Source organism: Rhodococcus sp. PD04 (assembly GCF_035918275.1).
In the GTDB taxonomy this organism is placed as follows: Bacteria; Actinomycetota; Actinomycetes; order Mycobacteriales; family Mycobacteriaceae; genus Rhodococcus; species Rhodococcus rhodochrous.
This window is the reverse complement of record NZ_CP142143.1, coordinates 3,819,367-3,844,479: the sequence shown is the minus strand read 5'-3', so window position 1 is coordinate 3,844,479 and position 25,113 is coordinate 3,819,367. Positions and strand designations below refer to the sequence as shown.

The 25,113-nt window shown below is 68.9% G+C and carries 23 protein-coding genes; 20 read left to right on the top strand and 3 right to left on the bottom strand.

Translation table 11 applies throughout. From position 1 onward, the window contains the following. Nucleotides 1–28 precede the first annotated feature (28 nt). Both mftM and mftR read right to left on the bottom strand, forming a co-directional pair. On the bottom strand, nt 29–832 hold the full coding sequence (gene mftM / locus U9J23_RS17475; RefSeq protein WP_085470292.1) for a mycofactocin oligosaccharide methyltransferase MftM: 804 nt from the start codon (nt 830–832) through the stop codon (nt 29–31). After that, nucleotides 829–1,494, bottom strand: a complete 666-nt coding sequence (mftR, locus tag U9J23_RS17470; protein WP_085470291.1) for a mycofactocin system transcriptional regulator — start codon at nt 1,492–1,494, stop codon at nt 829–831. Before mftR ends, mftM begins: the two co-directional genes overlap by 4 nt. A 119-nt stretch (nt 1,495–1,613) precedes the next feature. On the opposite strand from mftR, the gene mftA reads away from it, so the two are divergent. From mftA to U9J23_RS17430, 8 genes are all read left to right on the top strand, one after another. After that, nucleotides 1,614–1,709: a mycofactocin precursor MftA gene (gene mftA / locus U9J23_RS17465; protein WP_006553546.1), complete on the top strand. Its 96-nt coding sequence runs from the start codon at nt 1,614–1,616 to the stop codon at nt 1,707–1,709. A gap of 1 nt (nt 1,710) precedes the next feature. Beyond that, nucleotides 1,711–2,025: a mycofactocin biosynthesis chaperone MftB gene (gene mftB, locus U9J23_RS17460; protein ID WP_370670861.1), complete on the top strand. Its 315-nt coding sequence runs from the start codon at nt 1,711–1,713 to the stop codon at nt 2,023–2,025. Between the two features lie 19 nt (nt 2,026–2,044). Next, on the top strand, nt 2,045–3,286 hold the full coding sequence (gene mftC, locus U9J23_RS17455) for a mycofactocin radical SAM maturase (protein ID WP_059383270.1): 1,242 nt from the start codon (nt 2,045–2,047) through the stop codon (nt 3,284–3,286). A 23-nt stretch (nt 3,287–3,309) separates the two neighbouring features. After that, on the top strand, nt 3,310–4,518 hold the full coding sequence (gene mftD, locus U9J23_RS17450; protein WP_059383269.1) for a pre-mycofactocin synthase MftD: 1,209 nt from the start codon (nt 3,310–3,312) through the stop codon (nt 4,516–4,518). 13 nt (nt 4,519–4,531) lie between these two features. Next, nucleotides 4,532–6,433 (top strand): mycofactocin system FadH/OYE family oxidoreductase 1, encoded by a 1,902-nt coding sequence (locus U9J23_RS17445; protein WP_085470290.1) that lies wholly within the window; start codon nt 4,532–4,534, stop codon nt 6,431–6,433. 50 nt (nt 6,434–6,483) lie between these two features. After that, nucleotides 6,484–7,296 (top strand): mycofactocin-coupled SDR family oxidoreductase, encoded by an 813-nt coding sequence (locus U9J23_RS17440; RefSeq protein WP_024101647.1) that lies wholly within the window; start codon nt 6,484–6,486, stop codon nt 7,294–7,296. A gap of 2 nt (nt 7,297–7,298) precedes the next feature. Continuing rightward, nucleotides 7,299–9,341 carry a mycofactocin system FadH/OYE family oxidoreductase 2 gene (locus U9J23_RS17435; RefSeq protein ID WP_226949866.1) on the top strand — a complete coding sequence of 681 codons (2,043 nt, stop codon included), beginning with the start codon at nt 7,299–7,301 and terminating at the stop codon, nt 9,339–9,341. A gap of 69 nt (nt 9,342–9,410) precedes the next feature. After that, nucleotides 9,411–9,755 carry a hypothetical protein gene (locus U9J23_RS17430; RefSeq protein ID WP_106199107.1) on the top strand — a complete coding sequence of 115 codons (345 nt, stop codon included), beginning with the start codon at nt 9,411–9,413 and terminating at the stop codon, nt 9,753–9,755. Nucleotides 9,756–9,764: 9 nt separating this feature from the next. On the opposite strand, the gene U9J23_RS17425 is transcribed toward U9J23_RS17430, so the two are convergent. Then, nucleotides 9,765–10,754, bottom strand: a complete 990-nt coding sequence (locus U9J23_RS17425; protein WP_085470288.1) for a GNAT family N-acetyltransferase — start codon at nt 10,752–10,754, stop codon at nt 9,765–9,767. Between the two features lie 97 nt (nt 10,755–10,851). Here U9J23_RS17425 and mftE point away from each other — a divergent pair, with 97 nt between their 5' ends. The 12 genes from mftE (at nt 10,852) to U9J23_RS17365 (ending at nt 24,954) form a co-directional block, all read left to right on the top strand. Beyond that, on the top strand, nt 10,852–11,535 hold the full coding sequence (mftE, locus tag U9J23_RS17420) for a mycofactocin biosynthesis peptidyl-dipeptidase MftE (RefSeq protein WP_085470287.1): 684 nt from the start codon (nt 10,852–10,854) through the stop codon (nt 11,533–11,535). Further along, nucleotides 11,532–12,965 carry a mycofactocin biosynthesis glycosyltransferase MftF gene (gene mftF / locus U9J23_RS17415; protein WP_085470286.1) on the top strand — a complete coding sequence of 478 codons (1,434 nt, stop codon included), beginning with the start codon at nt 11,532–11,534 and terminating at the stop codon, nt 12,963–12,965. The genes mftE and mftF overlap by 4 nt, the downstream gene beginning before the upstream one ends. 1 nt (nt 12,966) lies before the next feature. Beyond that, entirely contained in the window at nt 12,967–14,427 is a 1,461-nt protein-coding gene (mftG, locus tag U9J23_RS17410) for a mycofactocin dehydrogenase MftG (RefSeq protein WP_085470285.1), read from the top strand. Between the two features lie 36 nt (nt 14,428–14,463). After that, nucleotides 14,464–15,762 (top strand): GAF domain-containing protein, encoded by a 1,299-nt coding sequence (locus U9J23_RS17405; protein ID WP_059383263.1) that lies wholly within the window; start codon nt 14,464–14,466, stop codon nt 15,760–15,762. Nucleotides 15,763–15,828: 66 nt separating this feature from the next. Next, a complete protein-coding gene (gene adh / locus U9J23_RS17400) occupies nt 15,829–17,352 on the top strand; it encodes an aldehyde dehydrogenase (protein ID WP_059383407.1) in 1,524 nt (507 codons plus the stop codon). Between the two features lie 93 nt (nt 17,353–17,445). Next, nucleotides 17,446–17,970, top strand: a complete 525-nt coding sequence (locus tag U9J23_RS17395; RefSeq protein ID WP_085470284.1) for a DUF779 domain-containing protein — start codon at nt 17,446–17,448, stop codon at nt 17,968–17,970. Nucleotides 17,971–18,103: 133 nt separating this feature from the next. Then, complete coding sequence (locus U9J23_RS17390; RefSeq protein ID WP_059383261.1) at nt 18,104–18,652, top strand: hypothetical protein; 549 nt, start codon at nt 18,104–18,106, stop codon at nt 18,650–18,652. 147 nt (nt 18,653–18,799) lie between these two features. Continuing rightward, nucleotides 18,800–20,200: an MFS transporter gene (locus U9J23_RS17385; protein ID WP_059383260.1), complete on the top strand. Its 1,401-nt coding sequence runs from the start codon at nt 18,800–18,802 to the stop codon at nt 20,198–20,200. Between the two features lie 141 nt (nt 20,201–20,341). Beyond that, on the top strand, nt 20,342–22,009 hold the full coding sequence (locus U9J23_RS17380; protein ID WP_272268539.1) for an AMP-binding protein: 1,668 nt from the start codon (nt 20,342–20,344) through the stop codon (nt 22,007–22,009). Between the two features lie 146 nt (nt 22,010–22,155). Beyond that, nucleotides 22,156–22,425 carry a GlsB/YeaQ/YmgE family stress response membrane protein gene (locus tag U9J23_RS17375; protein WP_059383259.1) on the top strand — a complete coding sequence of 90 codons (270 nt, stop codon included), beginning with the start codon at nt 22,156–22,158 and terminating at the stop codon, nt 22,423–22,425. A 139-nt stretch (nt 22,426–22,564) separates the two neighbouring features. Further along, nucleotides 22,565–24,535 (top strand): acetoacetate--CoA ligase, encoded by a 1,971-nt coding sequence (locus U9J23_RS17370; RefSeq protein ID WP_059383258.1) that lies wholly within the window; start codon nt 22,565–22,567, stop codon nt 24,533–24,535. Between the two features lie 65 nt (nt 24,536–24,600). Next, nucleotides 24,601–24,954, top strand: coding sequence for a hypothetical protein (locus tag U9J23_RS17365; RefSeq protein ID WP_016696138.1), 354 nt, complete (start codon nt 24,601–24,603; stop codon nt 24,952–24,954). Nucleotides 24,955–25,113 lie beyond the last annotated feature (159 nt).

Here is a 25,113-nt window from a genome sequence, read left to right as displayed (position 1 = left end):
GGCCGGGCAGGAAGGTGGGCCGGACGGATCAGTCGATGACGAGCCACCCGCCGTGGTGTTCGAACACCTCGAAGGGACGCCCCGTGCTGCGCCCGAGTTCCTCGAGCGCAGGCAGGTCGAAGGTGCGCACGTGCCCGTGGCAGGCCGTCGCCTCGTCCTCGAACGGCACCGCGACCACCACCCGCTCCCGGGCGATCCGCGACGCCTCCGCGAGGATCGTGGCACCGATGATGTCGTCGACGTGCTCGAGGAGGTGGATCGCGGTGACGGTGTCGGCGCTGCCGTCGGGAACCGGGACGTTCGCCGCATCGCACACGAGTGTGTTCACGTGCAGTCCGAGTCGAGGTGCGACCGCATCGAGCAGACGCATCGTGCCGGGCAGGATGTCGGTGGCGGTGACGGCGGTGCCGGACGCGGCGAGCCGCAGCGGCAAAAAGCCGAAGCACGATCCCAGGTCGAGCACGCTCCCGCGCACGAGTTCGGCCGCGCGGTCGTGGATGGGCGCGAAATCGGCTGTACCGTCGAGCAGTTCGCCGAGCGAGTTGCGGTAGTAGGTGACCCACGAGGCGAGGGCGCCGGGCACCGTGGAGCGGACGAGCCCCACCATCGTCAGTTCGAATTCGTCCTGACCGAACTCGGCGTCCCGGATCGAGGCGGTCACCTCGGCGACGAGGCGCTCGCTGATCTGCTCGGCCGTGAGGGAATGCGTGACGTGGAGCCGGTCGTCGTCGCGCCGGACGTTCAACGGTCCGGCGGGTACGCGCTCGACCGTCACATGGTCGTGTGTCCACCGGCCCGGGCTGCAGGGGGCGAGCGAATCGAGCAGGGTCATTGTTTCGCAACCTTTTTCGGGGGTGTGGAAGGGGGCGGCGTGGAAGCGGAGTGCGGGTCACTGTAGTCGAGACCGGCCGTCAGTGTCCCCATCCCGGTGGACAGGAATTCGTGCAGATCCGATCCGGGTTCGTCGAGCCACGCCTCGTAGGCGGAGATCGCGACACCGAGCAACAGATAACCGACGGTACGGGGGATGTGATCGTCGGGATCGGCCCCGGTGCGACGGGCGACGAACTCGGCGACGACACGTCTCCAGCCCTGGTACATCACCGACGAATAGCCCTGCAGCGCGGGCGTGTGCAGGATGAGCCCCATCCGCGCGCGGTGTCGTTCGGCCTCGCTGTCGGGGAAGGTGTTGAAGTCGTGCAGCGCGGTGGTCAGCGCTTCCGAGAGCGGAACGTCCTCGGGGATCGATTCGAGGCTCGTGCGCATGCCGGCGAGGTGTTCGTCGAAGTTCCCCCAGGCCACCTCGTTCTTCGACGGGAAGTAGCGGAAGAAGGTGCGTCGCGCGATGTCGGCCGCCTCGGCGATGTCGTCGATGCTCGTCTCGTCGAAGCCCGCCTCCATGAACAGCTCGATGCCGATCGCGGCGAGTTCCTCCTTCGAGGTGGACGGGCGTCGACCTATCCGAGCGGACGGTTTCCCGCGACTGCGCGTCATTCTTCCTCCCGGAGGGGTGACATTCTGCACTCGATGTCATTACAGTGGTGAACCGGCTCACAGCGCAAGTCCACTGTGACGACCGACTCCGATCCAGGAGAAGAAACCGAGGAGGAAACATGTCCGATCGTGACAACGCCGTGATCGAATCCGATCTGATCGAGGAGTCCCTCGTCGAAGAGGTCTCCATCGACGGCATGTGCGGCGTGTACTGACATGACCGCGCCCGGAGCCACCGATGTGTCCCCCGTAGCAATGGACACCGAGATGTTCGATCCGGGTGCCGGCTGGCGGCTCCACCCGCAGGTAGCGCTTCGCCCCGAGCCGTTCGGGGCGTTGCTCTACCACTTCGGCACCCGCAAGTTGTCGTTCCTGAAGAACACCGTCATCGTCGACGTCGTCCGATCCCTCGGCGACCACGGGTCGGTGCGAGAAGCGTTGCGAGCACACGGGATCGATGAGAGTGCCGAGCGCCCCTACGTGCGCGCCCTGGGCACCCTGGCCGACTCGCACATGATCGTTCCTGCCTGACGTCTGTAAGGACCAGCCCATGACCTCGCTGCTCGAACCGCCCACCACCTCCGCCCCGCCGAAGGTCGGCCGCCTCGTCGACCAGTTCGAGAAGGGCCTCGACGCCCCGATCTGCCTGACCTGGGAACTCACCTACGCCTGCAACCTCTCGTGTGTGCACTGCCTGTCCTCGTCGGGCAAGCGCGACCCACGCGAACTGTCGACCGAACAGTGCAAGGCGATCATCGACGAGCTGCAACGCATGCAGGTCTTCTACGTCAACATCGGTGGCGGCGAACCCACCGTGCGATCCGACTTCTGGGAACTCGTCGACTACGCCACCGAACACCAGGTGGGCGTGAAGTTCTCGACCAACGGTGTGCGCATCGACAAGAAGGTCGCCGCCCGGCTGGCCGCCTCCGACTACGTCGACGTGCAGATCTCCCTCGACGGCGCCACCGCCGAGGTCAACGACGCCGTGCGCGGGCCGGGTTCGTTCGCGATGGCCGTGCGCGCGCTGGAGAACCTGTCCGAGGCCGGTTTCCGCGACGCGAAGATCTCCGTCGTCGTCACCCGCCAGAACGTCGACCAGCTCGACGAATTCAAGGCTCTCGCCGACCGTTACGGCGCGACCCTGCGCATCACGCGACTGCGCCCGTCCGGCCGCGCCGTGGACGTGTGGGACGACCTGCATCCCACCCACGAGCAGCAACGGCAGCTCTACGACTGGCTCGTCGCCCACGGCGAGGGCGTGCTCACCGGCGACTCGTTCTTCCACCTGTCCGCCTTCGGCGGCGAGGGCGGCGGCTCGCTGCCCGGACTGAACCTGTGCGGCGCGGGACGCGTGGTGTGCCTGATCGACCCGGTCGGCGACGTCTACGCGTGTCCCTTCGCGATCCACGAGAACTTCCACGCCGGGAACATCCTCACCGACGGTGGTTTCGCGTCGGTGTGGAAGAACTCCGAGCTGTTCCGCGAACTGCGCGAACCGCAGTCCGCCGGTGCGTGCGCCTCGTGCAACTTCTTCGACGCGTGCCGCGGCGGTTGCATGGCCGCGAAGTTCTTCACCGGCCTGCCGATGGACGGCCCCGATCCCGAATGCGTGCAGGGCTACGGGCAGTCCGCGCTCGAAGCCGAGCGCACCGTGCCGCAGTCGAGCGTCGACCACTCGCGCACCGGCAAGCGCGCCGAACGGCGCACCCCGGCCGCACCGGTACCGCTGACTCTGCTCACCAAGCCCCCCGCCAAGTTCTGCGACGAGAATCCGCTCGCAGGGCTCTAGATCTTCCGAGGAGACGACCGACGATGGCCAAGCCTTCCTGGTTGAAGAATCCGTGGGCCCAGGACCCGTGGTTCGAGACCGTCGCAATCGCACAGCAGCGCGCCCGTAAGCGCCTGCCCAAGTCCGTCTACGGCGCACTCGTCGCCGGGTCCGAGGCCGGCATCACGGTCGACGACAACACCACCGCCTTCCGCGAACTCGGGTTCGCCCCGCACGTCGCGGGACTGTCCGACAAGCGGGAGATGGCCACGACCATCATGGGACAGGATGTGTCCCTGCCCGTGATGATCTCGCCGACCGGTGTGCAGGCCGTGCACCCGGACGGTGAGGTCGCCGTGGCCCGCGCGGCCGCCGCCCGCGGCACCGCGATGGGTCTGTCGTCGTTCGCGAGCAAGTCCATCGAGGAGGTCGCGGCGGTCAACGACAAGACCTTCTTCCAGATGTACTGGGTCGGCAGCCGCGACACGCTGATCCAGCGCATGGAACGTGCCCGCGCCGCGGGTGCGAAGGGTCTGATCATGACGCTGGACTGGTCGTTCTCCAACGGTCGCGACTGGGGCAGCCCCGCCATCCCGGAGCGGATGAACCTCGAGGCGATGGTCAAGTTCGCCCCCGAGGGCATCACCCGCCCCAAGTGGCTGCTCGAATGGGCGAAGACCGGCGGGGTGCCGGATCTGACCACCCCCAACCTCACACCGCCGGACGGCCAGGCCCCGACCTTCTTCGGCGCCTACGGCGAGTGGATGACCACGCCCCTGCCCACCTGGGAGGACGTCGCGTGGCTGCGTGAGCAGTGGGGCGATGCACCGTTCATGCTCAAGGGCGTCATGCGCGTCGACGACGCCAAGCGCGCCGTCGACGCCGGGGTCACCGCCATCTCGGTGTCCAACCACGGTGGCAACAATCTCGACGGCACCCCGGCGCCGATCCGGGCGCTGCCGGCGATCGCCGAAGCGGTGGGCAAGGACGTCGAGGTGCTGCTCGACGGCGGTATCCGCCGCGGCAGCGACGTCGTCAAGGCGATCGCGCTCGGCGCCAGGGCCGTGCTCATCGGCCGTGCGTACCTGTGGGGTCTGGCCGCGAACGGTCAGGCGGGCGTGGAGAACGTCCTCGACATCCTGTCCGGCGGAATCGGTTCCGCCCTCATGGGTCTGGGCAAGAACTCGATCCACGAGCTCACCCCCGACGACGTCTTCGTGCCGGACGGCTTCCGCCGCGACCTCGGCATCTGACCGAACCGACGACATGAGCCCCGCGCTCACCGAACCGATCACCCTCGCCGGACGCACCGCTCCGTCGAGGGTGATCTTCGGTCCGCACGTCACCGATCTCGGTGACGGCCGGGCATTCTCGGACCGTCACGTCGCGTACTACGCGCGACGTGCGCGGGGTGGGTGCGGGATCGTCGTCACGGAGACGGCGTCGGTGCACCCGTCCGACCACCCCTACGAACGCGCGCCGCTGGCCGAGCACTGCGGGGACGGCTACCGGCGGATCGTCGAGGCCTGCCGTCCGCACGGCACACTCGTGCTCGCCGGCCTCGGTCATCGCGGCCTGCAGGGTTCGAGCGCGTGGACCCGGGCACCGCTGTGGGCACCCTCGCGCGTGCCGGATCCGGTGACACGCGAACTGCCTGCCGAGGCGACCGAGCGTGAAATCGCCGAACTGGTCGAGTCCTTCGCCCGTGCTGCCGTCGTCGCCGCGGAAGCGGGTCTCGACGGAGTGGAACTCGACGCCGGACCGACCTCGCTGCTGCGGCAGTTCCTCTCCGGGCTGACCAACCGTCGCGACGACGCATACGGCACCGAACGCCTGCGGCTGCTGCGTGAGGCGATTGCCGCCGTTCGCGTGCGAATCGGCTCGGATCGCATTCTTGCACTGAGACTCTCGTGCGACGAGAACGCGCCGTGGGCGGGCATCACACCCGACATCGCCGCCGGATACGTCCGCGCGATCGCATCATCGGTCGACCTGCTCACCGTGGTGCGCGGTGGATTGTTCTCACCCGAGTCGTATCGGCCCGATGCACATGTCCCCGCCGGGTTCAACGACGACCTGTGCCGCCGCATCCGTGACGAGGTCTCCGGATCGGTCCCGATCGCTCTGCAGGGCAGCATCGTCGACGCCGGCCACGCGCAGCGGGTTCTCTCCGACAGCGCGTGTGACCTGGTCGAGATGACCCGCGCGCAGATCGCCGACCCCGACCTCGTCCTCGCTGCCCGTCGCGGTCGTCGGCCGCGTCCCTGCGTGCGCTGCAACCAGGCGTGCCTCGTCGACGACTTCCACAATCCGGTCGTGGGGTGCATCGCGAACCCGGAGGCCGGTGACGAGACACGGGACCCACCCGAACCGGTGACCTCCGCACGCGACGTACTCGTGGTGGGTGCCGGGCCCGCCGGACTGGAAGCTGCCCGCGTGGCAGCGATGCGCGGTCACCGTGTCGTCCTGGTCGAGGCGGACGAGCGGGTCGGTGGGACGATCGCCGCCGTCTCGTGCGGGGGCCGACCCGACTTCGCTGCGCTCGTCGACTGGCTCGAACAGCAGTGCCGGGAGTCGGGCGTCGACATCCGGTCCGGCACGGAAGCGAGTGCCGCCGACATCGCGGATGCGCTCGCCGCCGGCACTGCGGTTGTGCAGGCCACCGGCGGGCTTGCCCGTCCGCCCTCCTTTCCGGTGACCGCGCCCGAGCGGTACGCGACCGCCGCAGAGGTGCTCTCGGGGACCCGGCAGCCCACGTCCCCCACGGTCGTGTGGGATCCGACGGGCGGTCCGGTGGCGGGTGCCGTCGTCGACCGTCTCGTGGAGCTCGGCGGGGAGGTCCACTATGCGACGGGTGACCCGGTCGCCGGATCACGACTCGCGCCGACGGGGGACCTCGTCGCCTCCGACGTCCGCATGCAGCGGGCGGGCGTGGTGAGACATCTCGGGTGCCGGGTCGCTTCGGTCGATGACGACGGCGTCGTGCTCGTCGACCGGGTGTCCGGGGAATCCACGCGGGTCGCGGACGCTGTCCTGGTCGACTGTGCACCCCTGCTACCGGCAGAAGTGTCCGAGTGGCCTGGATCGTGGTCGATCGGCGACCGCGTGGCCCCGAGGACCGTGCGCGAGGCCGTCCGAGAGGGATACCGGGTGGCCACGGCGCTGTAACGTGGGGCACACTGAAACGCGTTCTAATCCGGGTCTACGGAAGGGCCGACATGGGAGATTTCGACGGCAAGGTCGTCTTCATCACCGGGATCGCACGCGGGCAGGGCCGCAACCACGCCATCCGGTTCGCGCGCGAGGGCGCGTCCGTCATCGGCGTCGACATTGCGGCCCCGGTCTCGGAGTACGTGACCTACGAGCAGGCCACCGAGGACGACTTCCACGAGACGGTCCGCCTCGTGGAGGAGGCCGGCGGGAAGATCCTCGCCCGTGTCGCGGACGTGCGCGACAGTGCCGCACTGAAGGCCGTCGTCGACGAGGGCGTCGCCCAGTTCGGGCGCCTCGACGTGGTGGTCGCCAATGCCGGCATCTGCAGCTGGAACCGCTTCTGGGAGATGCCCGACGACCAGTTCGAAGAGCTGATCGACATCAACCTCACCGGTGTCTTCAAGACCCTCAAGGCCGCCGCCCCCGCGATGATCGAGGCCGGCAACGGCGGATCGATCATCGTCGTCAGCTCGGTGGCGGGCCTCAAGGCGATGCCGGGCCAGATCAACTACGCAGCAGCGAAATTCGGCCTCGTCGGTATCACGCAGGCCGCGGCGAAGGAACTCGGCCCGTACCGCATCCGGGTCAACTCCATCCACCCCTACGGCGTGAACACCCCGATGGGCACCGACGTCAGCGTCCTGAAGCTGTTCGAGAAGAACCCGTCGTGGGGACCGAACTTCGTCCCCATCCTCACCGAGAAGCCCGCGGCCGACCCCGACGACATCTCCGAGACCGTGTTGTTCCTCGCGAGCGATCGGGCCTCCACGATCACCGGCAGCCAGATGGCCATCGACCAGGGCAACTCGAAGGTCTGACGGTGACGCGCACGGCGACCGGCACCGTTCCGCACGCGTCGTTGCGGATCGGTCCGGTCACCCTGCGCAACCGCATCGTCTTCCCGGCGCACCTGACCAACTTCTCGGTCGACGGCACCGTCACCGACCGGCACATCGCGTACTACGAAGCCCGAGCACGCGGCGGCGCGTCGATGATCGTCACCGAGGAGCACACCGTGCACCCCTCGGACCGGCCCTACGAGAAACTGATCCGGGGCTGGGACCCGGACGTGATCACCGGTTACCGTCGCCTCACCGACGCGATCCACCGGCACGGCACGCGGATCCTCGCGCAGCTCAACCACAACGGCGCCCAGGGCACCTCGATGTACACGGGGCAACCGTTGTGGGCGCCGAGTCCCGAACCCGACCCGCTCTTCCGTGAGGTCCCGCGCGTGATGACGGAATCCGACATCGCCGAACTCGTCGGGGGCTACGCGGACGTCGCCCGCCGCTGCGCCGAAGGCGGCTTCGACGGTGTCGAGATCCAGTGCTCCCAGGCATCCGTCCTCCGTGCCTTCCTCGCACCCGCGACGAACCGTCGCACCGATCGCTACGGCGGGGATCTCGCCGGGCGGGCCCGGCTGCTGCTCGAGGTGGTGTCCGCTGTGCGACGGGCCGTCGGACGCGACCGTGTCGTGGGCGTGCGGCTGACGGGTCACGACGGCACCGCCGGCGGTGTCGGCATCGACGACGCCGTGCAGGTCGCGCAGATGCTCGAGGCGAGCGGTGACGTCGACTACCTCAACACGTCCGTGGGTGTCGCGACCGAGACGTTGCATCTGGTCGAAGCCCCGATGTCCACCCCGCACGGTTATTCGCTGTTCGTCCCCGACGCGATCCGGGCAGCGGTGTCGCTGCCGGTCGTCGGGGTCGGGCGCTTCACCCGACCTGAACAGATCGGTGCCGCGCTCGCAGACGGAGTGTGCGATCTGGTCGGCGCCGTGCGTGCGCAGATCGCCGACCCGGACTTCGCGAACAAGACCCTCTCCGGCCGCGACGACGAGATACGGCCGTGCATCGGCTGCAACCAGGAATGCATCGGACGGGTCGGGCTCAACCGTCCCATCGCGTGCGCGGTCAATTCCCATGCCGGGTACGAATCCGACGCTCCCGCCGCGACCGCCGTACCGCATCGGGTCGTTGTCGTCGGCGGCGGACCCGCGGGTCTGCAGGCGGCGGTGACGGCTGCCGGGCAGGGGCATTCGGTCACGCTGCTCGAACGGAACCGGTGTACCGGCGGTCAGATCCGTGAGGCGGCCGCAGCCCCGCACCGTGCCGAACTGCTCGGTGCGGTGACCCACCTCGACGCCGAGTGCCGCCGCAGGGGAGTGGACATCCGCACCGGTGTGACCGCCGATGCCGCGACACTGCACGCGCTCGCGCCCGACGTCGTGGTCGTCGCGACGGGCGCGCGCCCGCACCGGCCCGCCTGGGCGGGATCGTCCGCACGGGTGAGCGATGTGCGCGATGTGCTCACCGGTCGCACTGCACCCTCCGGCCGGGTCCTCGTCGTCGACGATCTCGGTTTCCACCAGGCGACGTCGGTCGCCGAACTGCTGGCGGACCGGGGATGTGCGGTGACGGTGTGTACGCCGGGGATGCTCGTGGGCCAGGACCTCGGTCTGACGCTCGAGCTCGACGGCTGGCTGCACCGCGCCCACGACAAGCGGATCGAGCGACTCGCCGGCGTCGCCGTCGGCGGTGTCGTGGACCTGCCGGGCGGCGCCGAGGTCGCCCTGGTCCACCACGCGACCGGTGAGCAGACGACGCTCACGGTGGACGCGGTCGTCGTCGCCACCCATCAGGAGCCCGTCGACGAACTGTGGCGGGAACTCACCGGACCGGGCACGAGAGTGATCCGCGTGGGCGACGCGGTGACGCCACGCCGCCTGTACGCCGCGATCACCGAGGGAGATCGGTCAGTGTCCGCGGTTCTCGGTGCGCACGGCCCCGGTCGCGAACGCGACGGTGAGAAGGGCCGACGCGATCGCCTGGTATCCGAACCAGAAGCCGCCCCCTGACGACATCGGCACGACTGCAACCAAGGTGGCGAGAATCCATCCGGTGTCGTAGGCGATCAGGTACTTGGTGTGCGACGGAGCGGCACTGCGGAGCGCGAACGCGCACTCCGCCGGACCGCTCAGGAACAGCAGGCCGGCCGTGATCAGGATCGTTGCCGCACTCACGTTCAGTGCGTCGCGGATCGGTCCCGCCGCCGCGGCGTACACGACGGCGAGGACCATCGCGCCGGCGCAGTCGTCGCCGACGCGCCGATCGGCGGGGCCGCGTCGTCCATCGCAGGAGCCTGCTACCTACGGGCCTTCCTCGAACAGTTCTACGGGCCCGAGCACCCGCAGGAACCGATGGCCGATTTCGCCGGCTCGGTCGTCGCCGCCGTCCTGCCTGCTCTCACCTCCCCGCCTCGCGACTCCTGAAAAGGCCGCCTACCGTTCCGGAGTCGTCGCGCGACGCATGACGATCCGCGGCCACCGGTCGAGACCGTTCTTCCGTTCCTCCACGCGGATCCGGGTGAGACCGGGGGAGAGGGCATCGTCCGGGACGGTGCGGAAACCGAGACGCGCGTAATACGGGCCGTTCCAGGGCACGTCGCGGTAGGTGGTCAGCGTCAGCGACCCGAACCCGGCGTCCCGAGCCCACCCCGCGACGTGCTCGATCAGCTCGCGTCCGATCCCGCGACGCGCGTGGTCGGGATGCACCGACACCTGCTCGATGTGGATGTCGTCGTCGACGATGTCGGCCACGAGATACGCGACCGCTCGTCCCTGCTCGTCGAACCACGCCCAGCAGCGACCTGCGTCCCGGTGGGCGCGCAGTTCCTCGATGGACGGAGGGTCGTCGTCGGCGACGAAGGCCATCCCGATCTCGGCGAAGGGCTTGCCCGCCGCGCGTTCGATCTCCTGCAGCACCGGCAGATCGTCGTCGGCCGCCGGACGGATCGGGGGCAGTTCCTTGCAGTAGTACATCGCCGTCGGTGAGTCCGCGTAGAGCCCGAAGCGCTCGGTCATCGGCACATACCCGGCCTTCGCGTACAGCGCGATCGCCTCGGGTTGCTCGCTGCCCGTCTCGAGAATCATGCGCCGGCGACCGGCATCGGTCGCCGTCCGCTCCAGGGCACCCAGCACCCGCGCGGCGACACCACGACGCCGCATGCTCGCCCGCACGTACATCCGCTTGATCTCGGCATCGTCGTCGCGCACCCCTCGATGCGAATGCTCCGGTGTGCGCCAGCCGCCGATCCCGGCCGGAATCCCGTCGGCCACCGCGAGGAGGAACACCCCGCGCGGCGGTTCGAATTCGTGCGGCGCCAGTTCCGTGTCGTCGGGTCCGCCGTACCTCCGCACGTACTCGAGCTGGACCTCGCCGATGAGGTCCTGCACGTCCGGATCGTCCAGCGGACGAGGTTCGATCAGCACCGGGAAAGCGTACCGACCGGACCTCGGCGTCCGGGTGTACCTACCGGGACCTCCGGGTTTCGTGCACGCCCGCGAAACCCTTAGCATCGGAGCGGTGATGCGGGAGCTCGCCGACGCCTGTTGGACGGACATCGAACCCGACCGGGTGACGGTGGCCGTCCCGATCGGTGCGCTCGAACAGCACGGCCCGCACCTTCCCCTCGACACCGACACCCGGATCGCGGCTGCTGTCGCCGCGGCGCTGCCCGAGGTGGTCCTCGCCCCGCCCGTGCCCTACGGAGCGAGCGGCGAACACGAAGGTTTCGCCGGAACCGTCTCGATCGGGGCCGAGGTGACGAAGGCTCTGATCGTCGAATACGGCAGGTCGGTGTGCCGATGGGCGAAGCGGGTCGTCTTCGTCAACGGACACGGCGGCAACGCCTATCCGCTGATCGAGGCGGTGAGCCTCCTGCGATACGAGGGCCGCGACGCTGCCTGGCTTCCGTGCGCGGTGCCCGGATCCGACGCTCATGCCGGTGTCACCGAGACGAGTCTGCTGCTGCACCTGGCCCCCGGTGCGGTCGACATGACACGGGCCGCGGTCGGAGCGACGGAACCGATCGGAGCACTGATGCCACGACTGCGCGAAGCCGGTATCGTCTCGGTGTCCGCGAACGGAGTGCTGGGAGACCCCACCGAGGCCACCGCAGAACTCGGCGCGCACCTGTTCGCGAGTCTGGTCGAGCGGGCGAGCGCACAGGTCGCCCGGTGGCATCCGGGAACGGAAGGAAGGCTTCGGTGAGTCGGGCGATCACTCCACAGGCGACCTCCCCGGAGGCGGCACAGCCCCGGGCGACCCGGCTCCCCGACGGTTTCGGTGTGCGCATCGACGCACGGGTACGCAGCTTCGCCGGAGGGCGCGTCCTCGTCGGAGGATCACCTACGCGCATGCTCAAGCTCGCACCCGCCGCCGCAGCGATGATCGACGAGGACTTCGTCGAGGTCGTCGACGCGCAGAGCGCCGCGGTCGCGCGCCGCCTGCTCGATTCGGGAATCGGGAACCCACGCCCGACGAAGCTGCCGCCGAGTTCCGCCGTCACCGTGGTCGTCCCCGTCAAGGACAATCCGTCCGGCCTCGCGCGTTTGCTCGCCGCCGTCGAAGGGCACGAGGTCGTGGTCGTCGACGACGGTTCCGAGAAGCCGGTCGAGGCGCCGGAACGCGGTCGCGTCCGGGTGATCCGCCACGAGACCTCACGCGGTCCCGCAGCGGCCCGGAACACCGGATTGCAGCAGGTGACAACGGAATTCGTTGCTTTCCTCGATTCCGACGTGGTCCCGCAACTCGGCTGGCTCGAACGATCGCTGGGGCACTTCACCGATCCCGCGGTCGCTCTCGTCGCGCCGCGCATCGTCGCTCTCGAACCCGACAGCAGCGCGCTCGCGAAGTACGAGCACGCACGTTCGTCGCTCGACCTCGGCAGTCGGGAATCCGCCGTGGTCGCGGGTGGTCCCGTCTCGTACGTGCCGAGCGCGGCGGTGCTCGTGCGCCGCGACGCGCTCGTCTCCTGCGGCGGTTTCGACGAGACGATGCACGTGGCCGAGGACGTCGATCTGTGCCGGCGACTGCAGACCTCGGGGTGGCGGTTGCGGTACGAGCCCATCTCGCGGGTCGCGCACGACCACCGCACCCGTTTCCGGACGTGGTTGACACGCAAGGCCTTCTACGGAACCGGTGCGGCTCCGCTCGCCGAGCGGCATCCGGGTTCCGTCCCGCCGATGGTGATGTCTGTCTGGACGCTCCTCACGTGCGTCGCGATCGCGAGTTTCACCCGCATCGGGGTGATCGCAGCGGTACTGACCCAGGTGGCCACCTTCGTGCGGCTGCGACGGATGTTCTCCGAGCTCGACCGGCCGGACCGCATCGCCGGGATGCTCACGGCCCAGGGATTCGCCGGTGGACTGTGGCAGGTGGCGTCGGCGGTGTGCCGGCACTACTGGCCCGTGACGGTCGTCGCAGCGGTGTTCTCTCGCCGGGTGCGTCGAGCGGTTCTGGCTTGTGCTGTGGCCGAAGGTATCTGGGACTGGAAGACGCACCGCGAGAGCGGCGGTCTCGATCCCGTCCGGTACCTGCTCTACAAGCGACTCGACGACCTCGCCTACGGCGCGGGGCTGTGGAAGGGTGCGCTCGACGCCCGCACGGCGGCCGCGCTCGTACCCGACATCCGGAAGTGACATGATCCCGGCGCACGCCGATGTGGTGATCGTCGGCGGCGGAAGCTGCGGCTGCGTTCTCGCCGCCGGGCTCAGCGACGATCCGGACCGCACCGTGCTGCTGCTCGAGGAGGGCGCGGCGTTCGGATCGGCATCCGCTGTTCCGCGCGAGATCCGTGATGCCGCCGTCCTTCCGGTGGGTCCGGAGAGCCCGTGGACCGCAGACTTTCCCGCACGGCTGACTCCGGATGTCGAGGCGACCGTGACGCGAGGCCGGGTGCTCGGCGGCTCCGGCGCGGTCAACGGCGCCTACTTCGTGCGTGCGCGACCCGACGACTTCGCGTCGTGGCCCACCTCGTGGTCGTACGAGCAGGTACTGCCGTACTTCCGGGCCGTCGAGACCGACGCGGATGTCCCCGGCGACCTGCACGGAAGTTCCGGCCCGATACCGGTCGCCCGGGTGCCGCGTGAACGGATGCATCCGCTCTCGCGTGCCTTCGTCGACGCTGCCGAGGACGCAGGATTCACACCGGTCGCCGACCTCAACGCCCCCGGACCCGACGGGGTGGGTGCGGTCCCGTCGAACCTCCGCGACGGCACGAGGGTGGGTCCGTTCCTCGCGTACCTGGCGCCCGTCCTGGACCGGCCGAATCTGACGATCGCCGGCGGGACGACCGCGACGCGCATCGTGATGTCGGGCGGTCGCGCGGCGGGCGTCGAGATCGCCGGACCCGACGGACCACGCACGATCTCGGCCGGACACGTGATCGTCGCCGCGGGCGCGGTGAGGTCCCCGCAGCTGCTGATGCTCTCCGGGATCGGACCGGCCGACGAGCTGCGACGGCTCGGCATCGTGCCGCTGCACGACCTTCCCGGGGTGGGTCGAAACTTCTCCGACCATCCGGAGTTCACCGTCCCGTACCGCTTCCGCCCGGGTCTCCCGTCGCACACGGTGCTGCTCGAGGCGGTCCTGCACACCGGCAACCTCGAACTGCGCCCGTACACCGCGGCATTCGGAGCGGCGATCCCCGGCAGTGGCATCGCCGATCCGGTGCTCGGCGTCGTCCTGACGCGCCCACGCAGTCGCGGACGCATCGTGCTCGACGAACGCGACCCGCGACGTCCACCCCTGCTCGACTACCGATACCTGACCGACCCGGCCGACCGGCAAGCCCTGGAGGAGGGTGTCCGACTCGCCGCCGACCTCCTCGCCGCGACCACCGGCGTCGTCGAGGCCGGCAGCGTGGACGCGAGCGGCGGCACGCTCGGAACGTCGCTGCACCTGTCCGGAACGTGCCGGATGGGCGACGACGAGCACGCCGTGGTCGACGAGTGGTGCCGCGTGCGCGGGATCGAGGGGTTGAGCGTCGTCGACACCTCGGTGTTTCCGCAGGTCCCCAGCCGTGGACCCCATGCCACCGCGGTGATGCTCGCCCACCGCGTCGCCGCGACCGCGAGGGATGCCCTGCCGCACACGGTGTGATCCCGACTACAGTGTCGGGGGAGGAGGCGCCGGTACATGACGGATCGTGGAATCGCGACGACTAACCCCTGGGTGGCACTGGACCCCGGAGCGGACGTGGCCGCGCACGCACGTGCGGTGCTGCGCGCGCACGGCACGTTCGTCTCCGCACGCGGCAAGGATCGGCTCGACGGGGTGCGCTCGGTGGTCCGCGACTCGTGGAGTCGGAGCCTGCAACGCGGCATCGATCCCGACGTCGTCGAACAACCCGCACTGCTCTCCGGGCACGACCTCGAGGAGTACCGCGCCGGCCACCCTATGTCGCTGATCCGCCCGGTGGTGCGCAAGCTCCTCGTCGAGGACGCCGCCGACAGCGGACTGCTCGTCGCCATCACCGACGGGCAGGGACGGCTGCTGTGGGTCGAGGGCGATCACGCCGCGCGCGACCGCGCCCTGTCGATGAGCTTCGTCGAAGGGGCCGACTGGAGCGAGGACCGCGTCGGCACGAACGCTCCGGGAACGGCTCTCGCCGTAGATCATTCGGTGCAGATCTTCGGCGCCGAGCATTTCAACCGCACGGTGCACGAATGGAGTTGTTCGGCTGCTCCCGTGCACGACCCCACCAGCGGCCGGGTCCTCGGTGCCATCGACATCACCGGTGGGCATCGGGTCGCCGCGCCCGAGGTCCTGCAACTCGTCCGCGCGACGGTCGCGGCGGCGGAGGCCGAACTGCGGTTGCATGCCTTGAGCGGCCGCCCGCTGTTCCCCTCGGCGACGCCGCGCATCGAGACGATCGGCGCCGGGCGGCCCGCCCTGCACCGCGGAGGCGAACGCGTCGGCCTGTCCCGCCGGCACGCCGAGATCCTGCTGATCCTCGCCGATCATCCCGAGGGCCTGAGCTCCGACCGGCTCGCGATGCTGCTCGACGAGAACGAACTCGACTCGGTGACCATCCGCGCCGAGATGTCGCGCCTGCGCAAGGTGCTCGGGGCCGAACACCTCGGATCGCGGCCCTACCGGCTGCTCACCACGCTCGACACCGATGTCGCGGACGTGCGTCGCGCACTCGACCGCGGCGACGTGGCCTCGGCGGTCCGCCTCTGTACCGGGGAGATCCTGCCCGGATCGGTGGCGCCGGGCATCGAGGAGATCCGCGACGAACTCCGCTCGGGCGTGCGGGCGGCGCTGTTGCGCTGCGGCGAGGAGCATCTGCTCGCGCAATGGACCTCGTCCGTCCACGGTCGCGAGGACATCACCGCCTGGGCGGCCTACCGGGCATCGATCGATCCTCGGTCGCCCCGCTTCGCGCAGGTCGATGCCACATTGACCCGATTGGACAGGCAGCTCGCAACGTAGTTGCAACCCTCGCGTTCGTAGTGTTCCGGATCACATACCGACCGCTCGACGCTGCAGGAGATGCACATGACCGTGTACGCCCGTCCCGGTTCGCCCGACGCCCTCATGTCCTTCCGGTCCCGGTACGACAACTGGATCGGCGGCCAGTGGGTGCCGCCGGTGAAGGGGGAGTACTTCGAGAACGTCACCCCCGTCACCGGCCAGGTGTTCACCGAGGTCGCTCGCGGCACCGAAGAGGACATCGAACTCGCGCTCGACGCAGCCCACGCCGCCGCACCGGCCTGGGGGAAGACCTCGCCCGCCGAACGCGCGGTGATCCTCAACAAGATCGCCGACCGCATCGAGGAGAACCTCGAGTCGATCGCCCTCGCCGAGTCGTGGGACAACGGCAAGCCCATCCGCGAGACCCTCAACGCCGACATCCCGCTCGCGATCGACCACTTCCGCTACTTCGCGGGAGCCATTCGCGCGCAGGAGGGTTCGATCTCCGAGATCAACTCCGAGACGGTCGCCTACCACTTCCACGAGCCGCTCGGCGTCGTCGGCCAGATCATCCCGTGGAACTTCCCGATCCTCATGGCCGTGTGGAAGCTCGCGCCGGCCCTGGCCGCCGGCAACGCGGTGGTCCTCAAGCCCGCCGAGCAGACCCCGGCGTCGATCCTGCACCTGATCTCGATCATCGGCGACCTGCTGCCGCCCGGCGTGGTCAACATCGTCAACGGTTTCGGTGTGGAGGCGGGCAAGCCGCTCGCGTCGAGCCCGCGCATCCGCAAGATCGCGTTCACCGGTGAGACCACCACCGGCCGGCTGATCATGCAGTACGCCTCGCAGAACCTGATCCCGGTCACCCTCGAACTCGGTGGCAAGAGCCCGAACATCTTCTTCTCCGACGTGCTGTCGGCGAACGACGACTACCAGGACAAGGCGCTCGAAGGCTTCACGATGTTCGCCCTCAACCAGGGTGAGGTGTGCACGTGCCCGTCGCGTGCGCTGATCCAGCAGGACATCTTCGACGACTTCCTCTCGCTCGCCGCGGTCCGCACCAAGGCCGTCCGCCAGGGCGATCCGCTCGACACCGACACGATGATCGGCGCTCAGGCCTCGAACGACCAGCTCGAGAAGATCCTGTCGTACATCGAGATCGGCAAGAGCGAGGGTGCCAAGGTCATCACCGGTGGTGAGCGCGCCGATCTCGGCGGCGACCTCTCGGGCGGCTACTACGTGCAGCCGACGATCTTCCAAGGCGACAACAAGATGCGCATCTTCCAGGAGGAGATCTTCGGCCCGGTCGTGTCCGTGACGTCCTTCAGCGATTTCGACGATGCGATCTCGATCGCCAACGACACCCTCTACGGTCTCGGTGCCGGTGTGTGGTCCCGCGACGGTGGCGTCGCCTACCGTGCCGGTCGCGCCATCCAGGCCGGCCGGGTGTGGACGAACACCTACCACCAGTACCCCGCGCACGCGGCTTTCGGTGGTTACAAGCAGTCCGGCATCGGCCGCGAGAACCACCACATGATGCTCGACCACTACCAGCAGACGAAGAACCTCCTGGTGTCCTACGCCCCCAAGGCACAGGGCTTCTTCTGATCCGAACTTCGGCGCCTGTCACGTCCGCACGACGTGGCAGGCGCCGTTGCCATACGCTCGGAACATCGTGCACCCCAACGGAAAGGCAGGCCTGTGACCGTCCCGCGAATCGTGGCGACCGTCGATGCCGTCGCCCTGCTGCGCCGTCTCGCGCAGCGCAACGGACCGCTCATGATGCACCAGTCCGGCGGATGCTGCGACGGCTCCGCGCCGATGTGTTATCCCGACGGCGATTTCGTCGTCGGTGACCGCGACGTGCTCCTCGGAGTCCTCGACCTGCGTCTCGGGGAAGGGGAGACCCGCTCCGATCCGCCGGTCGGCGCCGACGCCGTGCCGGTGTGGATCTCCGGTTCGCAGTTCGAGGCGTGGAAGCACACCTGTCTCGTCCTCGACGTGGTGCCCGGACGCGGCTCCGGGTTCAGTCTCGAAAGTCCGGAGGGGGTGCGGTTCCTCAGCAGGGGGCGCGCATTCACCCCCGACGAACTGGCCCTCCTGGAAGCCGACCGGCCGCTCACCGGGCGGGACCGGGAGGCCGGCGTGGAGCCCGCCGTGTCCGATGTGCCCACCGTGGTCGCCGAGGCCGCCGACGCGTGCCCGGTGCCCGGCCTGTCCCCGTGATCGCATCTGCGTGATCCCATCGGGAGGAGGGTGACTCACCTGCCGGTTGCCGGTGTGCGTCAGAATCGGGACGGAATCCGTCCGGATTCCGGACGACGACGTGGGCGCCCGGCGGGTGCGACGAGGAGTGGGCATGGCCTTCGCAGGCAACGTGGACGAACTGGCACTGCTGCAGACGGTGCGTCTGAAGAAGCAGGTCACGGCCGAGGTGCTCGCCGCGCACCTCGGGGTGTCGGTGGCGGCCGGCCAGGCCGCAGTGGCCGCACTCCTCGAGCAGGGCAAGGCGTCGGAGAACGACGGCGGAATCAGTCTCAGCGACAAGGGTGTCTCCGAGCTGAACGATCAGCTCGACGCCGAGCGGGTCTCCATCGACGAGGATTCGATCTCGGAGCTCTACGACCAGTTCCTCCCGCTCGACGAAGAGCTGAACACGCTCCTCGAGAACGCGGACGCCGACGGATTCGTCGACGGCCTCATCGACCTCGACCGCCGGGCACAGAGTCTGTTCGACGACGTGTCGGCGTTCGTGCCGCGCCTGTCGCGCTACCAGGACCTGTTCGCCGAGGCCCTGGAGAAGATCAAGGGCGGCTCGCTGGCGTGGGCCACGGCCGCCAACATCGACTCCTACGCCTCCGTGTGGGGCGAGATGCGCCAAGAGATCGCGGGCGCCGCCGGCCGCTGACAATTTCGTTCGTTCGGTACACTATGTGATGCCGGTCACCCCTACCCCCCTTTCGGGGGTGGTGAGGGGGTGACCGGCATCACTACGTTTTCGTTCATCCGCCGAGGCGATCACGCCCGCGGTTCGAACGGACAACGGAGGACTCACGTGACCAGTGTGTCGACCCCGGGGGCTGCCGAACCCCCCGTCGCCGGACCGGTGGGACGTTCGCGTCCCGATCCATCCACACCCCGCCACGCGGGACCCTCGAAGGAAGGGCCCGGCATCCGGCGCGTCGCCGTCGCCAGCTGCATGGGCACGACGATCGAGTTCTACGACTTCTTCATCTACGGCACCGCCGCAGCGCTCGTCTTCCCGACGGTCTTCTTCCCCGCGCTCGGATCGACCGCGGGTACCGTCGCCTCCTTCGCGACCTTCGCCGTCGCCTTCATCGCCCGCCCCGTGGGCGCAATGCTGTTCGGGCACTTCGGTGATCGCATCGGACGCAAGAAGACGCTGATCTCCACGCTGCTGCTGATGGGTATCTCCACCCTGCTCATCGGCCTTCTGCCCGGCGCCGAGACCATCGGTGTCGCCGCCCCGATCATCCTCGTGCTGTTGCGATTCGCCCAGGGCTTCGCAGTGGGCGGTGAGTGGGCCGGCGCGACCCTGCTCACCGCCGAATACGCGCCACCGGGTCAACGCGGTCTGTACGCGATGTTCCCGCAGCTCGGTCCCGCCATCGCCTTCGCCCTGTCGAGCGGAACCTTCCTGTTCACCGGTCTCGCCCTCGGCGACACCAACGACGCCTTCCTGAACTACGGTTGGCGGATCCCGTTCCTGCTCAGCATCGTTCTCGTCGGCATCGGCCTCTACATGCGCCTCGCCATCGAAGAGACTCCTGTCTTTCGTGCGGAGCAGGAAGCCCGCCGTAGCGCCCCGGCCGCCGAGATCGAGGCCCCGCGCCGGCTGCCCTTCCTCGACGCGTTGCGCTACCAGGCCAAGGAGATCTTCCTCGCCGGCGGCGCGCTGGCCATCATGTTCGCCTTCTTCTACATGGGCACGGCCTACCTGACCAGCTACGCGACCTCCAAGCTGGGATTCGATCGGCCGTTCGTCCTGATGGTGGGCATCGCCTCGTCGCTCGTCTTCGGTCTCGCGATCGTGCTGTCCGCGCTGTATTCCGACCGCTTCGGGCGCAAGAAGGTCATCATGGTCTCGTGCGCCTTCTCCGTGGTCTGGGCACTGGTGTTGTTCCCGCTCCTCGACACCGGCTCACCGATCGCGTTCGTGCTCGGGATGATGATCACCCTCGCGATCTTCGGTATCGCCTACGGACCGTGCGGAGCACTGCTGCCCGAGATGTTCGCGACCCGCTACCGCTACACCGGTGCCGGTCTGGGCTACAACTTCGCCGGTGTCCTCGGCGGCGCCATCCCGCCGATGATCGCCGCACCGCTCGCCGCCTCCTACGGCGGTATCGCGATCGGGATCATGCTGGCCGCGATCGGCCTCGTGAGCCTGGTCTGCACCGCCGCGCTCGTGGAGACCCGCGACCGGGCTCTCTGATCCGCAGTAGGCGGATCCGTCGCGCACCGATCCACACCCGGTGGATCCGTTCCACCCCGATCCACCCCCGGTGGCGGTCGTCCGGCAGCAGCCCGACGACCGCCACCGCAGCCGTATCCCCGTCTCGTGAAGGAGAATGCGATGTCCGGCCTCGACGTCGACCGTCTGCCCAGCTACGCCCAGGGTGCCTGGGACGTCCCGCTGCTCGGCGACACCATCGGCGACAACCTCGACCGCACCGCCGCCCGCTTCGGCGACCGTGAGGCGCTCGTCGATTCCGCCGCCGGAAAGCGCTGGAGCTACAGCGAATTCGTCGCGGACGTCGACACGCTCGCGCTCGGTATGCTGCGGGCGGGCATCACCAAGGGCGACCGCGTCGGCATCTGGGCACCCAACTGCTGGCAGTGGGTGCTCGTGCAGTACGCGACCGCGAAGATCGGAGCGATCCTCGTCAACATCAACCCCGCCTACCGCTCGCACGAGCTGCAGTACGTCCTCGAGCAGGCCGGTGTGCGGATGCTGGTGTCCGCCCCGACGTTCAAGACCTCCGACTACGCGCAGATGATCGAGACCGTGCGGCCCAACTGTCCCGACCTCGAGGACGTCGTCCTGCTCGACTCGCCGCGGTGGGACGAACTCGTCGACTCCGGCCGCGCCGCGCTCACCGAGGACCGGGCACCGCTCGACGCGGCCCAGGCCTCGTTGTCGCCCGACGATCCGATCAACATCCAGTACACCTCGGGCACCACCGGTTTCCCCAAGGGCGCCACCCTCAGTCACCACAACGTGCTCAACAACGGTTTCTTCGTCGGCGAGCTGTGCCACTACACCGAACGCGACCGGGTCTGCATCCCCGTCCCGCTGTACCACTGCTTCGGGATGACGATGGGCAATCTCGCGTGCACGAGCCACGGCGCGACCATCGTGCTGCCGGCGCCGGGCTTCGATCCCACCGCGACGCTGAGCGCCGTCGCCGAGGAGAAGTGCACGTCGCTGTACGGCGTGCCGACGATGTTCATCGCCGAACTGGCCGACCCGGGATTCGACAACTACGACCTGTCGAGCCTGCGCACCGGCATCATGGCGGGATCACCGTGCCCGGTGGAGGTGATGAAGCAGGTCATCGACCGGATGGGCATGAGCGAGGTGTCCATCTGCTACGGCATGACCGAGACCTCCCCGGTCTCGACGCAGACCCGCAGCGACGACAGCATCGAGCGGCGCGTGAGCACCGTCGGTCGTGTCGGCCCGCATCTCGAGGTCAAGGTCGTCGACCCCGTCACCGGACTGACGGTGCCGCGCGGCGAACCCGGCGAACTGTGCACCCGCGGTTACTCGATGATGCTCGGCTACTGGGATCAGCCCGACAAGACCGCCGAGGCGATCGACGCGGCCCGATGGATGCACACCGGCGACATCGGAGTCATGGACGAGGACGGGTACGTCTCGGTGACGGGCCGGATCAAGGACATGGTCATCCGGGGTGGGGAGAACATCTACCCCCGCGAGATCGAGGAATTCCTCTACACCCACCCGGACATCCTCGACGCCCAGGTGGTCGGCGTGCCCGACACGAAGTACGGCGAGGAACTGATGGCGTGGATCCGGATGCGCGAGGGCGCGGCGCCGCTCGACGCCGAGTCGCTCCGGGCGTTCTGCACCGGGAAACTCGCCCACTACAAGATCCCGCGTTACGTGCACGTGGTCGACGAGTTCCCGATGACGGTGACCGGAAAGGTCCGCAAGGTGGAGATGCGCGAGCAGGCGATCGCGCTGCTCGAGGCGGCCGGAGCAGACGGGGTCCGGTGAGATCCCGGCCTGCCGGAGAAGGAAATTCACCCGGAAGGGACGTCGATTCGGCCTCCGCGTGCGCCGTTCATGATCGACACTGAGGAGGTACATGGTCGTCGAGGTTGCGCCGCCCGCAGGTGCGGCGCCGAACAGAGAGGCTCACCATGGGACAAATCATCGGCACCATCATCTTCGGCGCAGTCATCGGCATCCTCGCCCGGTTGGTGATCCCGGGTAAGCAGGCGATGGGCATGATCATCACGATCATCATCGGCATCATCGGCGCGCTGATCGGCTACTGGATCTGGGGCATGATCTCGTCCGAAGGCAACGAGGACACCTCCGGCATCGACTGGATCCGCTGGATCATCTCCATCGCCGTCGCGGTGGTTCTCACTCTCATCTACACCTCTGCGACGCGCGAGAGGAGATAGTCGAGAGCCCGTCGCGCGGGGCTCCGCCCGGACGACCGGGACGTGGTGCACGGCGATCGGCCGTGCACCACCTCCTGTCGGGCCCGAGCGGGGCCTTCGCGCGTGTTCGGATACGGTCCCGGACCGGAGGTGAACTGTGGTGGAACCGCAATGGACCCCGACAGACGTCGATATCGAGCAGGCGAACGTCACCGGGTTCACCCGGTTCGTCGAGGAGAGACACGGACTCGACCTGCCCGACTACCGGGCGTTGTGGCAGTGGTCCGTCGACGAGCCCGGTGATTTCTGGCAGGCCGTGTGGGATGCCTTCGACGTCGTCTCCCACACCGATCCCGGCCCGGCTCTGGCCGACGCCGCCATGCCCGGCGCCGTGTGGTTCCCGGGCGCGAGACTGAACTTCGCCGAGTACGTCTTCCGGGAGCGTCCCCCGGACGAGGCAGCCATCGTCCACCTCGACGAGGAGGGACACCGGCGCGAGATCGGCTGGGCCGAACTCGAACGTCGCACGGCCGCGCTCGCCGCGACCCTCCGAGCGCACGGGGTGGGGGAGGGCGACCGTGTCGTCGGTTACCTGCCGAACATCCCCGAAGCGATCGTCGCCCTGCTCGCCACGGCGAGCATCGGCGCCGTCTGGGCGGGCTGCGGACAGGACTACGCCGTGCCCGCGGCGATCGACCGTCTGGGCCGGCTCGAACCGCGCGCACTCGTCACGGCGACCGGGTACCGCTACGCAGGACGGCGGCACGACCGCGCCGACGAGGTGAACCGGCTCCGCGCCGCGATGCCCGGCCTCGCCCTGACGGTCGTCGTGTCGGACGGCGGGACGTCCGTCGATACGGACGGCGAGCCGCCGTCGGACACGACCGGGCAGACCGGGGCCGTCCTGGACTGGCAGGACGCCGTCTCCGGCGACGCCGACCTCGAACCCCTGCCCGTCGCCTTCGACCACCCGCTGTGGGTGGTCTTCTCCTCGGGAACCACCGGCCCGCCGAAGGGCCTCGTGCACGGCCACGGCGGTGTGCTGCTCGAGCATCTCAAGGCGTTATCGCTGCACCTCGACCTCCGTCCCGGCGACCGCTTCCTCTGGTACACCAGCCCGAGCTGGATGATGTGGAACTTCCTGCTCTCGGGACTGCTCGTGGGATGCACCGTCGTCACCTACGACGGCGCCCCGTCCCATCCCGAGGTCGATCGCCTGTGGCGGATCGCGGCCGACGAGAACGTCACGGTGCTCGGGACGAGCCCCGGATACGTGCTGGCCTGCATCAAGGCCGGTGTCGTCCCGCAGGACGATCACGATCTGTCGGCCCTCCGCGGCGTCGGAGTCACCGGGTCGACGCTGCCCGCCTCCTCGTCGTCGTGGCTGGCGCGCAATGCGGGGGAACACGTGCAGGTGATGTCCATCTCCGGCGGGACCGATGTCGTCACGGCATTCGTCGGGGCCGTCCCCACGGTGCCGGTGTGGCCGGGGGAGATCTCGGTGCCCTGCCTCGGTGTGGCGGTCGACGCCTTCGACGAGGCGGGCCGACCGGTGCGCGGAGAGGTCGGCGAACTCGTCGTGACCGCTCCCATGCCGTCCATGCCGGTGCGGTTCTGGAACGACCCGGACGGCAGTCGTTACCGCGACTCCTATTTCTCCGTCTATCCGGGCGTGTGGCGGCACGGCGACTGGATCACGATCACCGAGCGCGGCACCTTCGAGATGCACGGCCGGTCCGACTCCACGCTCAACCGTCACGGCGTGCGGATGGGCAGTGCCGACATCTACCAGGCCGTGGAGACCCTGCCCGAGATCGTCGAGTCGCTCGTCCTCGGCATCGAACGACCCGACGGCACGTACCGCATGCCGTTGTTCGTCGTCCTCGCCGACGGAGCCACGCTCACCGACGACCTGAAGGAACGGATCCGTGCGGCCGTGCGCGAGCACGCCTCGCCCCGGCACGTGCCCGACGAGATCGTCGCCGCGCCCGGGGTGCCGCACACCCGCACCGGTAAGAAGCTCGAGGTTCCCCTCAAACGGATCCTGCAGGGAGCCGATCCCGCCAGGGCGGTGGACCGCACCGCGATCGACGACCCGGACCTGCTCGATTGGTACCGCAGCCAGGCGTGATCCCAGGCACTCGCTGAGTGTCGCCTTACTGGACAGCCCACGCCCGGAATGGTCGGATTGCGCCCATGGACATCGCCATCAAGATCTTCCTCATCCTGCACTTCATCGGCCTCGCGGGCATCATCGGTTCGTGGCTCGCGGTCATCAAGGAACCGCGCGTCGTCGCCGGCATGCTGCACGGCGCCATCCTGCAGGTCGTGACGGGTCTGGCCCTGGTCGGTCTCCGGGAGGCGCAGGACGTCGTCGAGGTGAACCACATGAAGATCGGCATCAAGCTGCTGGTCGCCCTCGCCGTGCTCGTCGTGGCGTTCATCGGCCTGAAGAAGGAGAAGCAGAATCCCGGCTCGACCGCGACCCTCGCCCACGTCGCAGGTGGTCTGGGCATTCTCAACGTGATCATCGCCGTGGCGTGGACGTGACCGTCGGCACTCGGTGACAGTCGGTCGGCGCCCGGGCGGGCACCCTGTAGATTGGGACCGATGCGTATGTCATGGGCTCCGGTGATGACCGGCGGGTAACCTGCTTCGGGCGCCTCGGCCGACAGGCTGGGGATCCGTTGCTGCGTCCGGTCCTGCGGA

Excerpts from the sequence above, each read along its gene's own strand:
- mftM (WP_085470292.1), bottom strand. The coding sequence starts at position 832 with ATGACCCTGCTCGATTCGCTCGCCCCCTGCAGCCCGGGCCGGTGGACA.
- mftR (WP_085470291.1), bottom strand. The coding sequence starts at position 1,494 with ATGACGCGCAGTCGCGGGAAACCGTCCGCTCGGATAGGTCGACGCCCG.
- mftA (WP_006553546.1), top strand. The coding sequence starts at position 1,614 with ATGTCCGATCGTGACAACGCCGTGATCGAATCCGATCTGATCGAGGAG.
- mftB (WP_370670861.1), top strand. The coding sequence starts at position 1,711 with ATGACCGCGCCCGGAGCCACCGATGTGTCCCCCGTAGCAATGGACACC.
- mftC (WP_059383270.1), top strand. The coding sequence starts at position 2,045 with ATGACCTCGCTGCTCGAACCGCCCACCACCTCCGCCCCGCCGAAGGTC.
- mftD (WP_059383269.1), top strand. The coding sequence starts at position 3,310 with ATGGCCAAGCCTTCCTGGTTGAAGAATCCGTGGGCCCAGGACCCGTGG.
- U9J23_RS17445 (WP_085470290.1), top strand. The coding sequence starts at position 4,532 with ATGAGCCCCGCGCTCACCGAACCGATCACCCTCGCCGGACGCACCGCT.
- U9J23_RS17440 (WP_024101647.1), top strand. The coding sequence starts at position 6,484 with ATGGGAGATTTCGACGGCAAGGTCGTCTTCATCACCGGGATCGCACGC.
- mftE (WP_085470287.1), top strand. The coding sequence starts at position 10,852 with ATGCGGGAGCTCGCCGACGCCTGTTGGACGGACATCGAACCCGACCGG.
- mftG (WP_085470285.1), top strand. The coding sequence starts at position 12,967 with ATGATCCCGGCGCACGCCGATGTGGTGATCGTCGGCGGCGGAAGCTGC.
- U9J23_RS17405 (WP_059383263.1), top strand. The coding sequence starts at position 14,464 with ATGACGGATCGTGGAATCGCGACGACTAACCCCTGGGTGGCACTGGAC.
- adh (WP_059383407.1), top strand. The coding sequence starts at position 15,829 with ATGACCGTGTACGCCCGTCCCGGTTCGCCCGACGCCCTCATGTCCTTC.
- U9J23_RS17390 (WP_059383261.1), top strand. The coding sequence starts at position 18,104 with ATGGCCTTCGCAGGCAACGTGGACGAACTGGCACTGCTGCAGACGGTG.
- U9J23_RS17380 (WP_272268539.1), top strand. The coding sequence starts at position 20,342 with ATGTCCGGCCTCGACGTCGACCGTCTGCCCAGCTACGCCCAGGGTGCC.
- U9J23_RS17375 (WP_059383259.1), top strand. The coding sequence starts at position 22,156 with ATGGGACAAATCATCGGCACCATCATCTTCGGCGCAGTCATCGGCATC.
- U9J23_RS17365 (WP_016696138.1), top strand. The coding sequence starts at position 24,601 with ATGGACATCGCCATCAAGATCTTCCTCATCCTGCACTTCATCGGCCTC.